This is a genomic window from Catenuloplanes nepalensis, from assembly GCF_030811575.1.
In the GTDB taxonomy this organism is placed as follows: domain Bacteria; phylum Actinomycetota; class Actinomycetes; order Mycobacteriales; family Micromonosporaceae; genus Catenuloplanes; species Catenuloplanes nepalensis.
In genome coordinates this window covers 7457780-7472385 of sequence record NZ_JAUSRA010000001.1, presented here as the reverse complement: position 1 = coordinate 7472385, position 14606 = coordinate 7457780, and the positions used below count along the sequence as shown (strand labels likewise).

The 14606-nt window shown below is 71.8% G+C and carries 16 protein-coding genes; 10 read left to right on the top strand and 6 right to left on the bottom strand.

Going from position 1 to position 14606, the window contains the following annotated elements; genetic code table 11:
• The first annotated feature begins 106 nt into the window (after positions 1–106).
• From ndhC to J2S43_RS32195, 5 genes are all read left to right on the top strand, one after another.
• Complete coding sequence (ndhC, locus tag J2S43_RS32215; protein WP_306839591.1) at positions 107–484, top strand: NADH-quinone oxidoreductase subunit A; 378 nt, start codon at positions 107–109, stop codon at positions 482–484.
• A gap of 53 nt (positions 485–537) precedes the next feature.
• On the top strand, positions 538–1023 hold the full coding sequence (locus J2S43_RS32210; RefSeq protein WP_306835497.1) for a DivIVA domain-containing protein: 486 nt from the start codon (positions 538–540) through the stop codon (positions 1021–1023).
• A complete protein-coding gene (locus J2S43_RS32205) occupies positions 1020–1517 on the top strand; it encodes an SRPBCC family protein (protein ID WP_306835495.1) in 498 nt (165 codons plus the stop codon). The genes J2S43_RS32210 and J2S43_RS32205 overlap by 4 nt, the downstream gene beginning before the upstream one ends.
• 34 nt (positions 1518–1551) lie before the next feature.
• Positions 1552–2121, top strand: coding sequence for a DNA-3-methyladenine glycosylase I (locus J2S43_RS32200; protein WP_306835494.1), 570 nt, complete (start codon positions 1552–1554; stop codon positions 2119–2121).
• A gap of 62 nt (positions 2122–2183) precedes the next feature.
• Positions 2184–2744, top strand: a complete 561-nt coding sequence (locus J2S43_RS32195; RefSeq protein ID WP_306835493.1) for a hypothetical protein — start codon at positions 2184–2186, stop codon at positions 2742–2744.
• Positions 2745–3377: 633 nt separating this feature from the next.
• Here J2S43_RS32195 and J2S43_RS32190 read toward each other — a convergent pair.
• Positions 3378–4169: an enoyl-CoA hydratase-related protein gene (locus J2S43_RS32190; protein ID WP_306835492.1), complete on the bottom strand. Its 792-nt coding sequence runs from the start codon at positions 4167–4169 to the stop codon at positions 3378–3380.
• A 47-nt stretch (positions 4170–4216) separates the two neighbouring features.
• Positions 4217–5023 (bottom strand): PaaX family transcriptional regulator, encoded by an 807-nt coding sequence (locus J2S43_RS32185; protein ID WP_306835491.1) that lies wholly within the window; start codon positions 5021–5023, stop codon positions 4217–4219.
• Positions 5024–5317: 294 nt separating this feature from the next.
• Between J2S43_RS32185 and J2S43_RS32180 the strand changes: the two genes are divergently transcribed.
• Positions 5318–5485, top strand: a complete 168-nt coding sequence (locus J2S43_RS32180) for a DUF3117 domain-containing protein (protein WP_007455245.1) — start codon at positions 5318–5320, stop codon at positions 5483–5485.
• A 144-nt stretch (positions 5486–5629) separates the two neighbouring features.
• Positions 5630–7120 (top strand): leucyl aminopeptidase family protein, encoded by a 1491-nt coding sequence (locus J2S43_RS32175; RefSeq protein ID WP_306835422.1) that lies wholly within the window; start codon positions 5630–5632, stop codon positions 7118–7120.
• Here the strand turns inward: J2S43_RS32175 and J2S43_RS32170 are convergent.
• Positions 7104–7718, bottom strand: coding sequence for an O-methyltransferase (locus tag J2S43_RS32170; protein ID WP_306835421.1), 615 nt, complete (start codon positions 7716–7718; stop codon positions 7104–7106). The genes J2S43_RS32175 and J2S43_RS32170 overlap by 17 nt on opposite strands.
• A gap of 224 nt (positions 7719–7942) precedes the next feature.
• Between J2S43_RS32170 and J2S43_RS32165 the strand changes: the two genes are divergently transcribed.
• From J2S43_RS32165 to J2S43_RS32155, 3 genes are all read left to right on the top strand, one after another.
• Positions 7943–9307 carry a cellulase family glycosylhydrolase gene (locus tag J2S43_RS32165; protein ID WP_306835418.1) on the top strand — a complete coding sequence of 455 codons (1365 nt, stop codon included), beginning with the start codon at positions 7943–7945 and terminating at the stop codon, positions 9305–9307.
• 155 nt (positions 9308–9462) lie between these two features.
• Complete coding sequence (locus J2S43_RS32160) at positions 9463–10722, top strand: S1C family serine protease (RefSeq protein WP_306835417.1); 1260 nt, start codon at positions 9463–9465, stop codon at positions 10720–10722.
• A gap of 72 nt (positions 10723–10794) precedes the next feature.
• Positions 10795–11214: a twin-arginine translocase TatA/TatE family subunit gene (locus J2S43_RS32155; protein ID WP_306835415.1), complete on the top strand. Its 420-nt coding sequence runs from the start codon at positions 10795–10797 to the stop codon at positions 11212–11214.
• A gap of 66 nt (positions 11215–11280) precedes the next feature.
• Here the strand turns inward: J2S43_RS32155 and J2S43_RS32150 are convergent, their stop codons facing one another.
• From J2S43_RS32150 to J2S43_RS32140, 3 genes are all read right to left on the bottom strand, one after another.
• The gene (locus J2S43_RS32150) at positions 11281–12429 is read right to left on the bottom strand and encodes an Mrp/NBP35 family ATP-binding protein (RefSeq protein ID WP_306835413.1); all 1149 of its coding nucleotides are present in this window, start codon (positions 12427–12429) and stop codon (positions 11281–11283) included.
• Between the two features lie 235 nt (positions 12430–12664).
• Positions 12665–13288 carry a DUF1003 domain-containing protein gene (locus tag J2S43_RS32145; protein WP_306835411.1) on the bottom strand — a complete coding sequence of 208 codons (624 nt, stop codon included), beginning with the start codon at positions 13286–13288 and terminating at the stop codon, positions 12665–12667.
• The gene (locus J2S43_RS32140; protein WP_306835409.1) at positions 13281–14555 is read right to left on the bottom strand and encodes a magnesium transporter MgtE N-terminal domain-containing protein; all 1275 of its coding nucleotides are present in this window, start codon (positions 14553–14555) and stop codon (positions 13281–13283) included. The genes J2S43_RS32145 and J2S43_RS32140 overlap by 8 nt, the downstream gene beginning before the upstream one ends.
• Between the last annotated feature and the right edge of the window lie 51 nt (positions 14556–14606).

Genomic DNA, 14606 nt, shown 5'->3' with positions numbered 1-14606 from the left:
CCATTCCAGAGCCTACGTCGGTTCCGCGACTTACGGCTGTCGCGTGATCGACCCAGCGTGGCGAGTGGCGTGTGCGGCGGCCGGCGAGCGACTAGGCTCCTCGGTCGTGGAGGGATACCTCGGCTCCTACGCCACGCTCGGCCTGTTGCTGCTGGCCAGCGTGCTGATCTTCGTCGCCGCGTTCGGGGCGAACCGGCTGCTCCGGCCGGCTGCTCCGGCCGACCCGTTCGGCAAGCGCGAGCCGTACGAGTGCGGGCTCGACCCGGTCGGCGGCGACTGGGCACAGGCCCAGATCAGGTACTACGTCTACGCGTACCTCTATGTCCTCTTCGCGGTGGAGAGCGTCTTCCTGTTCCCGTGGGCGGTCGTCTTCGACCGGCCCGGCTTCGGAGTCACCACTGTGGTGGAAATGGCCGTATTCGTGGCTGTATTGGCGCTCGGCATCCTCTACGCCTGGCGCAAGAACGTCCTCCGCTGGAGCTGACCGACGGGGTGGCGGTCTCGCCTTGATCAGTCCGTCATGTCACGATCGCCGCTATGGGTCTGTTCATCACTCTCGTCACGGCGCTCGTGGTCGCGGCTATCATCTTCGGCGTCACGGTCCTGGTCAGCGGCAGCGATCCCGCGCTGGTCCCGGCGGAACCGGACGGCCGTGCCGTGCCGCTGCCCGGCAGCCGCCCGCTGCTGGAGGCCGACATCGCCGACGTCCGCTTCGACACCGCGCTGCGGGGTTACCGGATGGCCCAGGTCGACCAGGCGCTGCGCCGCGCCGCCTACGACATCGGGTACAAGGAGGAGCTGATCGGCGTGCTCGAGGCCGAGGTCACCGCGCTGCGCGACGGCCGTCTCGAGGACGCGGACGCGCTGCGCAGGGCCCGTGAGGAGGCGCTCGTCCCGGCCGCGCCGGGCAACTCCGCGCCGACTACCGAAAACAACGACATTTCCGGCGGTACGGCGGAGAGCTCCGAGGTTGCCGTAAAGAGCGACGAGGCGGCGGCGCCCGACTCTACGGTGAAGGCATGACCCAGCCCGACCCGGCCGAGAATCTCCGGGAGGCCGCCACCCCCGGCGCCGGCGAGGTGACCGCGACCGTGATCGTCAACGCGCCCGCCAAGACCGTCTTCGCCGCGTTCACCGCCTGGACCAAGCAGGGCGAGTGGATCCCGTTCACCACGGTCCGCGTGGTCGAGGGCGACGGCGGCGAGGGCAGCCTGGTCGAGGCCGTCACCGCGCTCGGCCCCGCCGTGCTCCGCGACGAGATGCGCGTGGTCCGCGTCGACGCGCCCTACGAGGTGCGGGTCGTGCACTGCGGAAAGTTCCTGCGCGGCCCCGGCGTGCTGCGCTGCACCCCGATGGAGGGCGACCGGACCCAGGTCGTCTGGCACGAGTGGTTCCACCTGCCCGCCGGCGCCGCCGGCAAGGTCACCTGGCCGTTCCTCTGGCCCGGCTCGAAGTTCAGCCTCACGCAGGCCCTGAAACGGTTCGCCACGATGGTCGAGCGCGGCCGCCTGCCGTAACGGCCTGTCGTACCCCACGCCTATGGTGGGCCGCATGTCTGACCTGGTCGTGGGCGAGGACGGTCTCGCCCGCTGCAAGTGGGGCGCCAGCACGCCCGATTACGCGCTCTACCACGACGGCGAGTGGGGCCGCCCGGTGCGCGACGACGACGGCCTCTACGAGCGGCTCACCCTGGAGGCGTTCCAGTCCGGCCTGTCCTGGCTGACCATCCTGCGCAAGCGCCCGGCGTTCCGGGCCGCGTTCGCCGGCTTCTCGATCGAGGCCGTCGCCGCGTTCGGCCCGGACGACGAGGCCCGCCTGATGGCCGACGCCGGCATCGTCCGCAACCGGCTCAAGGTCGAGGCCGCGCTGGCGAACGCGCGGGCCGCACTGGACCTGCCGGACGGCCTGGCCGCGCTGCTCTGGTCGTTCGCCCCACCGGCCCGCCCGCGCCCGGCCACGTTCGCCTCCGTCCCCGCGATCACCCCCGAGTCCACCGCCATGGCCAAGGCGCTGAAGAAGCGCGGCTTCCGCTTCGTCGGCCCCACCACGGCGTACGCGTTGATGCAGGCCACCGGCATGGTCGACGATCACCTCCGGGACTGCCACGTCCGCGTCGCGTGACGCGGGCCCGGCGTGTCCGGGGTCTTGGCTCCGGCCGTCCGCGCCCGTGGTGAGATGGGCACATGGTGCAGCAGTGGGCGATTGTGCTTCCGGACGAGCGGCTGAAGCAGGAGCGGCTCTACCACCACGACTTCGTCGAACTCGCCGACGTGCTCGCCGAGATCCCGGCGTCGGCGCACCCGGAGCTCGGTGACGAGGTCGTGCTGGTCACGGACGAGCCGAAGCCGCGCGCGGTCGCGACCGGCCACATCGGCGGCCTGCGAAAGAACGACGAGGACGACCGCCAGGTCGTGTACTCGCGCCGCGCCTTCGACCAGCCCCACCCCGCCGGCCCGCTGACGCTCGACGGCCCGGTCACCCGCCTCACACCGGCCGAGTTCGCCGCCGTGCTCGACCGGTTCGGCCCCCCACTCGAGCGCAGCACCTGGCTGGTCAGCGTGGACCTGCCGATCGAGGCCACCACGCGCGCCGAGGCCGTCCGCCTCTTCTGGTCCTACGTCCGCGAACTCGGCCCCGCCGAACTCCCCGCCTTCGTCTCCCCGGCCGGCGACGAACTCGCCATGCAGGCCTTCGTCCTCGGCGAGGAGACCAACCTCGACCCCGAGGAAGAGGACGAGGACTGAGTCTCTGGTCGTCGCCCCGCTCCTCCGGGCTCGGGCGCTCTCGGGCGTCTCGACAACGCCGCGCCGTCACGTGGGCGGTCGCGTTCTCACATGATTCAAAACCCCCGGCAAAGCCGGCCTTTCCGCGTGGCTTTGCTCTGCTTACCTTGCTCAAAATTGCGAACGGAGACGTGCCTTCGTGGGTCCTCCGTGCCCGTTGGCCAGGTCGGATGCATGAGATCTGGGTCGGCTGGTCGTTGCCGGTCCCGGCAGGCACGACCCTCGGCCCGGGTGTTGGATTTGTCCAGTTTGTGTCGCCGCGGGCGCTGCAGGTTTCGTCGACTCGCCTGTGCTGGGTGCGCCGATGGCAGGCACGGACCTCATAGGGCCACCAACAGGCCATATGCGGCCGTTCTGAGCAAAGTTGAGCCAGGTAAGCAGAGCAAAGCGCGGCGGAATGCGTGGGGGGAGCTAAATGAACTTCGCGGATGGCGAGATGGGCGAAGTGTCGGGAACGGGTGGGCGCGGCCCGCACCGCGGCGGCCGGACGCGGCTGGGACCGGCTGGGGCCGGCCGGGACCGGTTGAGGGTGGCGGGCGCGCCGGGCCGCCGCCGGCGGGCGGGAGGCCGGGCGGCGGCGGGGGACGTGGTGGGTCAGCGGCCGGTGAAGGTGGGCTTCTCCTTCTTGACGAAGGAGGTGGTGGCGTTGCGGTGGTCGGTGGTGGCGCCGGTGATCGCCTGGGCCTGGGCCTCGGCGGCGAGGGCGTCGGAGAGGGTGCCGGCGGTGCCGACGGAGAGCTCGCGCTTGATCGCGCCGTAGGCGACGGTGGGGCCGGCGGCGAGGCGGGCGGCGAGTTCCTGGGCGGTGGGCAGCACCTCGTCGTCGGAGGCGGTGAGGCGGGTCAGCAGGCCGAGGTCGTGAGCGGTCCGGGCGTCGACCGGTTCGGCCAGCAGGAGCAACTCGACGGCCTTGGCGTGGCCGACGATGCGCGGCAGCGACCAGGAGATGCCGGTGTCGCCGGCCAGGCCGACGTTGGCGAACGCCATCAGGAACGACGTGCCGGGGCCGCCGATGCGGAAGTCGGCCAGCATCGCCAGGGACGCGCCGGCGCCGGCGGCGGTGCCGCGGACCGCGGCGACGACCGGCTTCGGCAGGTTCGCCAGGCGCGCCGCGATCGGGTTGTAGTGGACGAGCACGGTGGAGAGCGGGTCGACGGTGCCGGCCTCCAGGACGGCCACGTGCTCGCGCAGGTCCTGGCCGACGCAGAACGCCCGCCCGGCGCCGGTGAGCACGACGGCGCGGACGGACCGGTCCGCCTCGATCTCGGCGAGCGTGTCCCGCAGCGCCTCCTTCAGCGCCACGTCCAGTGAGTTCATCGACTCGGGACGGTTGAGCACGAGCGTCAGGACGCCCTCGGAGCGCTCGATCAGCAACGGTTCGGTCACGATGCCGGGGCCTTTCTGTCGGGATGAAGCTAGCGTGCGGGCCGTCGTCAAGCCGGGCCACGCCCGGACTGGGCAAGACAATGCTCGACGTAGCGGTCCGCGGCGGGGCGCAGCCGGGACGCGTGTCGGTCGAAGAACGTGGCCGCGGCCGTTCCCGGCCACCCGTCCGGGAGCAGAGCGGGCGGCAGCTGCGGGTCGCGGAACAGGAACTGCCGCCACGAGTGGACCAGCCGGAACCGTGCAGCGTACGCCTCCAGGTCGAGGCTGCGCGCGGTAACGCCGGAGACCACCGGGGTCAGGTCGGTGACGAACCGCTCGTACGCCCGGCCGATCTCGCCCAGGTCCCAGGCCCGCCGGACCAGGGACGTGGCGCCGGCCGTGCCGCCGGTGTGCGCGGAGCTGAACCGCTCGTAGCTCACGCCGGCCTCGGTGATCAGGCGATCCACGTCCTCGCCGGGCCGCGGCGCCACCCAGGTCTGCTCGTCCAGTGCGCCGTACCCCAGGTAGGAGAGGGTGTCGGCGAGCCGTTGCCGGTCCCGGCGGTGCGGCGGAAGCCTTAGGATGATCAGGTCGAAGTGCCCGTTCCAGGCGGGGCGGCCGGTGCGGTAGATGCGGGTGGCCGCGTCGTCCAGGCGGCGCACGGCCTTCGGGGTGAGCAGGTAGCCCGGGCCGGACGCGAGCCGGAGCGGATGCAGCCAGCCCTGACGGACCATCCGGGACACCGCCGTCCGCACGGCCGGCGCCGCGATCTCGAGGGGTGCGAGCAGTCTGACCAGGGCGGCGATGGGCGCACGTCCGCCCCGGGCGCGAAGATGATCCCCGTAGAGGTCGAAGAGGGCAGACCGTGCCTGCATGACCGCACATTGTGACAGCCGAAAAACGTATAAGCTAGAGACTGTCATAACTCTGCAGCCTCGGTTTGGGTCTTGAGGCGTTCATCAGGGAAAATCGTTGGTCGGCAGTGCGGGCTGAGCCGGTCATATGGATAACCAGGCTTGTTTCGGCCCGCAGCCGGGGTCGCGCGGGGCGGGCAGTGCTCCGTGCGGCACTGGCGGGCCGTCGCCGGTGCGGGCTGTGCGTGCCGGCGGTGATGGGAAGTGGCTGTGGGGCAACCCATTGACCCTGGTGTAGGTCTGAGGGGAGACAACATGGCGGCGATGAAGCCGCGGACGGGCGACGGTCCGCTGGAGGTCACCAAGGAAGGCCGGGGGATCGTCATGCGGGTTCCACTGGAGGGCGGTGGGCGGCTCGTCGTCGAGATGACTCCTGACGAGGCGAATGCGCTCGGCGACGCGCTGAAGGCCGCCGCCGGCTGATTGTTTTCCAGGGCCTGTTTTCCGAGGGGGCCGCAAGCTGCAGCCCGGCCGTCCCGGTGAGGCGAGCCCGGACCCGCCGGTACGGGACGTCCCGTACCGGCGGGTCTTTGTGCCATGACGAACCGCCAAGAGGGTGAGAAGAGCATGCCGAACGTCCGCCTGGTCGCCGAGCCGGATCTGACGTCAGTGGTGGTGCTGCCGGTGCGCCCGGTGGCCGAACCGGCCGAGGACGGTCCCGAGGCCGAGCTGGTGGAGGCCGGCGGCGCGCTTCCGGCCGACGTGATCGCGGAGGCGACCGCGTTCCTGGCGGAGGCGAAGGGGACCGGCAAGGCGGGCAGCGCGGTCACGTTGCCGCGCCCCACCCGTACCCCCGCGAAATTGATCTTTGTTGGGGTCGGCGACGCGGACGAGGCGGGCTGGCGTGCGGCGGGCGCGGCCGTGTCCAGGGAGACGCGCGCGGCGGCGGCGACCGTGCTGCTGCCGTCCGGCGTGTCCGGCGACGCGGTGCGCGGCCTGGCGGAGGGCCTGCACCTGGGCGCCTACCGGTTCACGGTCCCGGCCGGATTCGACGAGGCCGGCCCGGAACCGGCCGACATCGCGCTGGCGACCGCGGACGACTTCGCGGCGGAGCTGACCACCGCGTCCGTGGTGGCGGCCGCGACGAGCCTGGCCCGCGACTGGACCAACACGCCGTCGTCGATCAAGAGCCCGGCCTGGCTGGCCGGCGAGATGGCGTCCGCGGGCGACCGGCCCGGCCTGGACGGTGTCGGCGGCCGCGCGGAGGTCGTCGTCCGGGACGCGGCCTGGCTGCGCGAGCAGGGCTTCGGCGGCGTGCTCGCGGTCGGCGGCGGGTCCGTCAGCGAGCCGCGGCTGGTCGAGGCCTCCTGGACCCCGGAGAACGCGGACGCGCGGCACGTGGTGCTGGTCGGCAAGGGCATCACGTTCGACACCGGCGGCATCTCGATCAAGCCGGTCGCCGCGATGAAGCTGATGCGCAAGGACATGGGCGGTGCCGCGGCCGTGATCGCGGCGGTGCACGCGGCGGCGGCGCTGCGGCTGACGGTGCGGGTGACCGCGCTCGCCCCGCTCGCGGAGAACATGGTCAGCGGCTCCGCGTTCCGGCCCGGCGACGTGATCCGCCACTACGGCGGCCTGACCAGCGAGACCACGAACAGTGACGCCGAGGGCCGGCTGGTGCTCGCGGACGCGATGGCGTACGCGGTCGAGCACCACGCGCCCGACCTGCTGATCGACCTGGCCACGCTGACCGGCGCGAACGCGGTGGCGCTCGGCAAGACCATGGCCGCGCTCTACAGCCCGGACGACGCGCTGGCCAAGGCGCTGGCGGACGCGGCCGAGGACGCCGGTGAGCGCGCCTGGCGGATGCCGCTGGCCGACGAGTACGCGGACGCGCTGCACAGCGACATCGCGGACCTCTACAGCGCGCCGGCCCAGGTCAGCACGATCTCGGCCGCGCTGTTCCTGCGCGAGTTCACCGGTGACCTCCGGGAGCGCTGGGCGCACTTCGACATGTCCGCGCCGTCCTGGTCGGACAGCGCGGACGGCGTGCTGGCCAAGGGCGCGACCGGCTGGGGCGTGCGCACGCTGATCCGGTACCTCACGACGCTCGCTTGACCGCGGAGAGGAGGCCCGCGCCGACCGGAAGGAGCGCGGGCACCCACTCGTCCGCCTCGCGGATCGCCTTGACCAACTCGCGGATCGTGATGGTGGCCAGGTCGCGCGCGGCCGGGTCGCCGATCCGCCCGCCGGCCAGCGCGTTGTTGATCGCCAGCACGCCGCCCGGCCGGAGCAGCCGCAGCGCCGCCTGCGTGCATGCGGCGTACTCGGCCACGTCCGCGTCCACGAACACCAGGTCGTAGACGCCGTCCGCCAGCCGGGGCAGCACGTCCAGCGCCCGGCCCGTGATGATCCGGGTGCGGCCGGACGGGAAGCCGCTCTCCACGAAGATCCGCCGGGCGATCCGCTGGTACTCGCTCTCCACGTCGATCGTGGTCAGCACGCCGTCGCGCCGCATGCCGCGCAGCAGCCACAGCCCGCTCACGCCGATTCCGGTGCCGATCTCCACCACGGCCTTGGCGTTGCCGGCGGCCGCGAGCAGGCGCAGCGCCGCGCCGGCCCCGGGCGTGACCGTGCCGAGCCCCACCTCGTGCGCCAGGCTGCGCGCGGTCTGCAGGATCAGGTCCTCCGCGACGTACCCCTCGCTGAACTGCATGGCCTGCCCACCGGGGGTGTCAGCCGATCTGGCGACCGTGGCGATGACGCACCTCCTAAGGCCCGCGTGGATATGAGCGTAAGGCGGACACCTCCGCACGTCGTGACGAGGCCCGGTTGCGACCGGCGAGGCATTTATCTACGCTGATGCCCTACACCCAGGGAGCCGGGTGCAGGTCGCGTGGGCAGCGACACTTAACCGTTTCAGCTCCCTTGAGGTGGGTCATGAGGAAACGACTCGGCGTCGCCGCTGCGACGCTTCTCGCGCTTATCGTCTCCATGGTGGTATTCACGGTCCCGGCGCACGCGGCCGCCGGCTTCACCGTCAGCGGCGGGCGGCTGCTCGACGCCAACGGTAACGCGTTCGTGATGCGCGGCATCAACCACGCGCACACCTGGTACCCGTCGCAGACCGGCTCGTTCGCCGACATCAAGGCGACCGGCGCCAACACGGTACGGGTGGTGCTCGCCAGCGGTCAGCGCTGGACGAAGAACGAGGCGGGTGACGTCGCCAACGTGATCAGCCTGTGCAAGGCGAACAGGCTGATCTGCGTGCTGGAGGTGCACGACACCACCGGGTACGGCGAGCAGGCCGGCGCCGCCACGCTGGCGCAGGCCGTCGACTACTGGATCAGCGTGCAGAGCGCGCTGACCGGCCAGGAGCGCTACGTCATCCTGAACATCGGCAACGAGCCGTACGGCAACCAGAACTACCAGGGCTGGGCCACCGACACCGCGACCGCGATCCAGCGGCTGCGCACGGCCGGCTTCGACCACACGATCATGGTGGACGCGCCGAACTGGGGCCAGGACTGGACGTTCACCATGCGCGACAACGCCGCCACGGTGTTCAACGCGGACCCGGACCGGAACACGGTCTTCTCCATCCACATGTACGGCGTCTTCGACACGGCTGCCGAGATCACCGACTACCTGGGCCGGTTCGTCAGCGCCGGGCTGCCGATCGTGGTCGGTGAGTTCGGCGACATGCACTCGGACGGCGACCCGGACGAGGACGCGATCATGGCCACCGCACAGGCACAGCGGATCGGCTACCTGGGCTGGTCGTGGAGCGGCAACGGCAGCGGCGTCGAATACCTCGACATCGTGCAGAACTTCAACCCGGCCGGTCTGAGCTCCTGGGGCCAGCGGCTGATCAACGGCGCGAACGGGATCCGGGCCACGTCCGTCGAGGCGTCCGTCTACGGCGGCGGAACCGGCAGCCCGACGCCGACCCGGACGACCAGCCCCACGCCGACCGGCAGCCCGACGCCGTCGCCGACCGGCGGGACCGGTGGCTGCACCGCGGCCTACACGGTGAGCGGCCAGTGGAACGGCGGCTTCCAGGGCGACGTGCGGGTCACCGCCGGCCGCGCGATCAACGGCTGGACCGTCACCTGGACGTTCGGCTCCGGCCAGGCCGTGTCGAACGCCTGGAACGCCACGGTCACCTCCAGTGGTTCCGCGGTCACGGCGAGGAACGTCTCGCACAACGGGAAGCTCGCCGCCGGCGGCACCACGAGCTTCGGCTTCCTCGGCTCGTGGACCGGGACCAACCCGGTGCCCGCGGTGACCTGCACCGCCTCGTAACGGCTGGTCGCCCCACGCCGTGCGACGCAGGGGAGCCGCCGGATCGGCGGCTCCCCGTTTCGCGTGTGTGCAAGGGTGGAGAACGAGCTATGAGTGGTCGCGCGGGATCCGTGTAATCCTGGACGGGTAGTTCCGGCGAGATACGGAGGCACCACGTGACCGACGGCGGGATCCCGCCCCAGCCGGGCGTTCGCGGCACCTCGGCCCCGCCCGGTTCCGCGTGGTGGTCCGACGCCATGTCCGATCCCTGGCGTAATCCGTACACGCAGGCGGCCGTGATCCTCCCGGCGGAGCCGGCCGGTGACGGCGACCCCGAGCCGGTCACCGACCCGGACGCGCCGCGTGCCCGCCTCTGGCGTCCCGTCGTGCTGCTCTGCCTGGTCAGCGCGGTGCTGGCGGGCACGCTCGGCGGCGCGGTCGGCTACGCGCTCGCGCTGCGCGGCGGTGCCGTCGCCGGTGCGCTCCCGGCCGGTGCGGGCGCGCTCGACCCGCCGCCCGCCGCGGTGCGCCCGCCCGAGTCGCTGGCCGGCGTGGCGGAGCGGGTCGGCCCGAGCGTGGTCACGATCCGGGTCAGCGGCCCGCAGGGCGGCGTCGGCTCCGGCTTCGTGGTCAGCCAGGACGGCTATGTGATCACCAACCACCACGTGGTCGAGGGCGGCAGCCGCACGTCGCTGGCCGTGGTCTTCTCCGACGGCACCGCGGCACCGGCCACGCTGGTCGGCCAGGACCCGGAGTCGGACCTCGCGGTGCTGAAGGTGCAGAAGGAGGGCCTGATCGCGGTCGACCTCGGCGACTCGGACTCGGTGGCGGTCGGCGATCCGCTGCTGGCGTTCGGTTCGCCGCTGGCGCTGGCGAACACTGTCACCCAGGGCATCGTCAGCGCGCTCGACCGGACCATCCAGTCCGACCAGAGCGGTCAGGTGCGCTACTACGCGGCGATCCAGACCGACGCCGCCATTAATCAGGGCAACTCCGGCGGCCCGCTGGTCGACGCGGCCGGCCGGGTGGTCGGCGTGAACGCGGTGATCAAGTCGGTGGCCGGCGAGCAGGAGACGGCCGGGAACATAGGCATCGCCTTCGCCATCCCGATCAACCAGGCGAAACGCGTCAGCCAGGAGATCATCGCGACCGGCAAGGCGCGGCGCACCGTGATCGGCGCCGAGGTCGGCAACGCGTCGAGCGGGCTGACCGGTGGCGTGCGGCTGGAGACCGTGCAGGCGAACGGGCCGGCCTCGGCCGCCGGGCTGCGCGCCGGAGACGTCGTCACCCGCCTCGACCACCACCCGCTCAACGACGCCATCGACCTGGTCGCGCTGGTCCGCAAGTACGCGCCCGGCTCGGTCGTCACGGTGGAGTACCGTCGCGGCTCGGCCACGCAGACCGCCTCGGTGACGTTGGCCGCGGACGCCCAATGATCACCTGTCCGCCCCTGCCGTTACGGCCAGGGCGTGCGTACAGTTGCCGGGGATGGCCGTAGGAGGGGCACTGTGTTCGAGAACCTCAACTGGTGGGAAATCGCCGTACTGATCCTGCTCGCGCTGCTGATCTTCGGTGATCGTCTGCCGCAGGTGATCCAGGACGGCCTTCGCATGATCCGCAGTCTGCGGAACATGGCGCGTGACGCCACCGGCGACCTCAGCCGTGAGCTCGGCACCGACATCCAGCTCGAGGACCTGCACCCCAAGGCCTTCATCCGCAAGCATCTGCTGAGCGAGGAGGACGAGGCGGCGCTGCGCAACCCGATCCAGGGCCTGGTCGAGTCGGTGAAGAAGGACGTCACCGGCATCAACGACGAGCTCAAGGACGTCGCCGCCGCCGTCGACCCGCGCCGCCCCGCCCCGGCACCCAGCGTCCCGGCCGCCACCCCGGCGAACAAGCCGGCCGCGTTCGACTTCGACGCCACCTAGAAGATCTGAAACAGCAGAAAAGCGCCGGGGGGTACGCGTACCCCCCGGCGCTTTCGCGTGTGAACGTCAGCGGCTGCTCGGCGTCAGGCCCAGCGGCTTGCCGAGCAGCGACTCCCGGCGCACCGCGAGCTTCGCCGCGACCGCCTGCAGCGCGGTGGCGGCCGGCGCGTCCGGCGCGGAGATCACGATCGGGGCGCCGTTGTCCCCGGCCTCGCGCACACGCGTGTCCAGCGGGATCTGGCCGAGCAGTGGCACCTGCGCACCGACCGTCCTGGTCAGCGACTCGGCCACGGCCGCGCCGCCACCGGAGCCGAAGATCTCCATCCGCTCGCCGGTCGGCAGCTCCAGCCAGGACATGTTCTCCACCACGCCGACCAGTCGCTGGTGGGTCTGCAGCGCGATCGCGCCGGCCCGCTCGGCCACCTCGGCGGCCGCGGTCTGCGGCGTGGTGACGACCAGGATCTCCGCGTTCGGCAGGAGCTGGGCGAGGGAGATCGCCACGTCGCCGGTGCCCGGCGGCAGGTCGAGCAGCAGCACGTCCAGGTCGCCCCAGTAGACGTCCGCGAGGAACTGCTCCAGCGCGCGGTGCAGCATCGGCCCGCGCCAGACCACGGCCGCGTTGCCGTCGGTGAACATGCCGATCGAGATGACCTTCACGCCGTGCGCCTGCGGCGGCATGATCATGTCTTCGACGCGGGTCGGGCGGCCGTCCGCGCCGAGCATGCGCGGCACCGAGTGCCCGTAGATGTCCGCGTCGATCACGCCGACGCTCAGGCCCTTGGCGGCGAGCGCGGCGGCCAGGTTGACCGTCACGCTGGACTTGCCGACGCCGCCCTTGCCGCTGGCCACCGCGTAGACACGGGTGCGCGAGCCGGGCTGCGCGAACGGGATGACCGCCGCCTGCTGACCACCGGCGCCGCGCAGCTTCTGCTGCAGTTCCTGGCGCTGCTCGGTGCTCATCACGCCGAAGTCGATGGAGACGGACGTCACGCCCGCCACCGCACCGACCGCGGTGGTGATGTCATTGGTCAGCTTGTCCCGCAGCGGACACCCGGAGACGGTGAGCAGGATGCCCACCCGGACCCGGCCGGACCCGTCGATCTCCAGCGTGCCGACCATGCCGAGGTCGGTGATCGGACGGCGGATCTCCGGGTCGTCGACCGTGGCCAGCGCGGCCCGGACGGCGTCTTCGACGGTGGTGACTGGGACAGACATGCCGCCAATGCTACGTCCAGCTTCCGGGTGGCCGGCTGGCTGCCGGTGCCGCGCCGTCGAGACAGTGGTTACACCGCGAACCAGCCATTCTAGGCAGATGTCGCCATAAGCGATGCCTTTTCCCAATTATCCGTATCTGGACTGGACGGGGACGCGGCCGAGGTGCCACGATCACATGGTGTGGCCGCGCGCCCAGCCCCTTGGGGCGCGCGGCCCAACACTGCCGTGACCTGCATCAGAGCGGCTCCGCGTGCTCCGGATCATATGCGTCGGCGTCGATCGGCTCGTCCAGTTTGGCCGGCTTCCGCTGCTTCGACGCCTTCTTCTCCGCCTTGTCGGACGCCTTCTCGGCCGCTTTCTCCGCCCGCCGCTGCCGCCGGTTCGCCTGCTCGTCGAGTTCCTCGGCCAGCCGCGCCAGCTCCGACCGGACGAAGTCGCGGGTCGACACGTCGCCCAGCGCGATCCGCAGCGACGCGATCTCGCGCGCCAGATATTCCGTGTCGGCCTTCTGCATCACGGCCCGGCGGCGGTCCTCTTCGGACGCGATCCGGTCCCGGTCCGCCTGCCGGTTCTGCGCCAGCAGGATCAGCGGCGCCGCGTAGGACGCCTGCAACGACAAGATCAAGGTCAGGAACGTGAACGTGTACGGGTCGAAGCGCAGCGACTTCGGGGCCAGCACATTCCACGCGACCCAGATCAGGATCACCACGGTCATGTAGACCAGGAACTTCGCGGTCCCCATGTACCGCGCGATCCCCTCGGACCACTGGCCGAACGCCTCCGGGTCGAACTTGGGCAGCCGGATCCGCCCCGGCTCCTGCGGCTGGTCGAGCCGGTCACGCCGCCGCGGGTCAGCCACCGTCGCCTCCCGTCGCGCCGCGGGCCGGGCCGGACTCCCGCTCCCGCCAGTCCCGCGGCAGCGAGTGGTCCAGCACGTCGTCGACCGTGATCGCGCCGACCAGCCGCTGCTGCTCGTCCACCACCGGCATCGCGACCAGGTCGTACGTCGCCATCCGCCGGGTCACCTCCTGCAGCGCGCTCTCCGGGCTGAGCGGCGCGATGTCGTTGTCCACCACGCCGCCGAGGATCCGCGACGGCGGCTCGCGCAGCAGCCGCTGGAAGAACACCACGCCGAGGTACTTCCCGGTCGGCGTCGCCATCGGGCCGCGCGTGACGAACACCTGCGCCGCGATCGCGGGCGACAACTCCGGCTCGCGGATCCGGGCCAGCGCCTCCGCCACCGTGGCGTCCGGCGGCATGATCACGGGCTCGGACGTCATCACCGCGCCGGCCGTGCCCTCGCCGTACGCCATCAGCTGCCGGACCGGGGCGGCCTCGTTCGGCTCCATCAGGTCGAGCAACTCCTCCTGCTCCGGCGGCGGGAGCTCGGCCAGCAGGTCGGCCGCGTCGTCCGGGTCCATCTCCTCCAGGATGTGCGCGGCCCGCTCCCGATCCAGCGCGGAGACGATCTCCACCTGGTCGTGCTCGGGCAACTCACCCAGCACGTCCGCCAGCTGCTCGTCGTCCAGCGCGGCCGCGACCTCGTTGCGCCGGGTGTCCGGCAGGTCCTGCAGCGCGTTCGCCAGGTCGGCCGGGCGCATCTTCTCCAGCATCGCGAGCATCGTGGCGGTCGCGTGCGCGCCGCTGTGCGGGATCAGGCCGCGCACGTCGTCCCAGTCGACCTGCTCCAGGTGGATGCGGCGGGCCAGCCGGATCGTCTGGTCCCGCACCGCCACCCGGCTCAGCGTCCACTCACCCAGCCGGTTCGCGTCCATCGCCACGTCCACCACGACCGCGTGCCGCCCCTCCGGCGAGACCGTCACCGGGCGGCCCAGCAGCTCGCGCAGCACCAACAGCTCGCTGGCGCGCTTCTCGAACCGGCGCAGGTTCAGCATGCCGGTGCCGAGCAGCACGCTGTCGGCGTCGATGTCGGTGATCCGGCTGATCGGCAGGAAGATCCGGCGGCGCACCGGCACCTCGGCGACCAGGCCCACCACCTGTGGTGGACGCACGGAGGTCCGCAGCCGGGCCACCACGTCCCGGACCCGCCCGACCGTGTCCCCGTTCGGATCGAAGACGGGGAGGCCGCCGAGCCGAGCCAGGAACACCCGCGTCGCCGTCGTCACGCCCACAGCCTAGTGAAAGGTCGGCCGCACGGCGCGCCGGTGATCGAAACG

Coding starts and splice junctions, on each gene's coding strand:
- J2S43_RS32210 (WP_306835497.1), top strand. CDS start 538: ATGGGTCTGTTCATCACTCTCGTCACGGCGCTCGTGGTCGCGGCTATC.
- J2S43_RS32205 (WP_306835495.1), top strand. CDS start 1,020: ATGACCCAGCCCGACCCGGCCGAGAATCTCCGGGAGGCCGCCACCCCC.
- J2S43_RS32200 (WP_306835494.1), top strand. CDS start 1,552: ATGTCTGACCTGGTCGTGGGCGAGGACGGTCTCGCCCGCTGCAAGTGG.
- J2S43_RS32195 (WP_306835493.1), top strand. CDS start 2,184: ATGGTGCAGCAGTGGGCGATTGTGCTTCCGGACGAGCGGCTGAAGCAG.
- J2S43_RS32185 (WP_306835491.1), bottom strand. CDS start 5,023: ATGCAGGCACGGTCTGCCCTCTTCGACCTCTACGGGGATCATCTTCGC.
- J2S43_RS32180 (WP_007455245.1), top strand. CDS start 5,318: ATGGCGGCGATGAAGCCGCGGACGGGCGACGGTCCGCTGGAGGTCACC.
- J2S43_RS32175 (WP_306835422.1), top strand. CDS start 5,630: ATGCCGAACGTCCGCCTGGTCGCCGAGCCGGATCTGACGTCAGTGGTG.
- J2S43_RS32170 (WP_306835421.1), bottom strand. CDS start 7,718: ATGCAGTTCAGCGAGGGGTACGTCGCGGAGGACCTGATCCTGCAGACC.
- J2S43_RS32165 (WP_306835418.1), top strand. CDS start 7,943: ATGAGGAAACGACTCGGCGTCGCCGCTGCGACGCTTCTCGCGCTTATC.
- J2S43_RS32150 (WP_306835413.1), bottom strand. CDS start 12,429: ATGTCTGTCCCAGTCACCACCGTCGAAGACGCCGTCCGGGCCGCGCTG.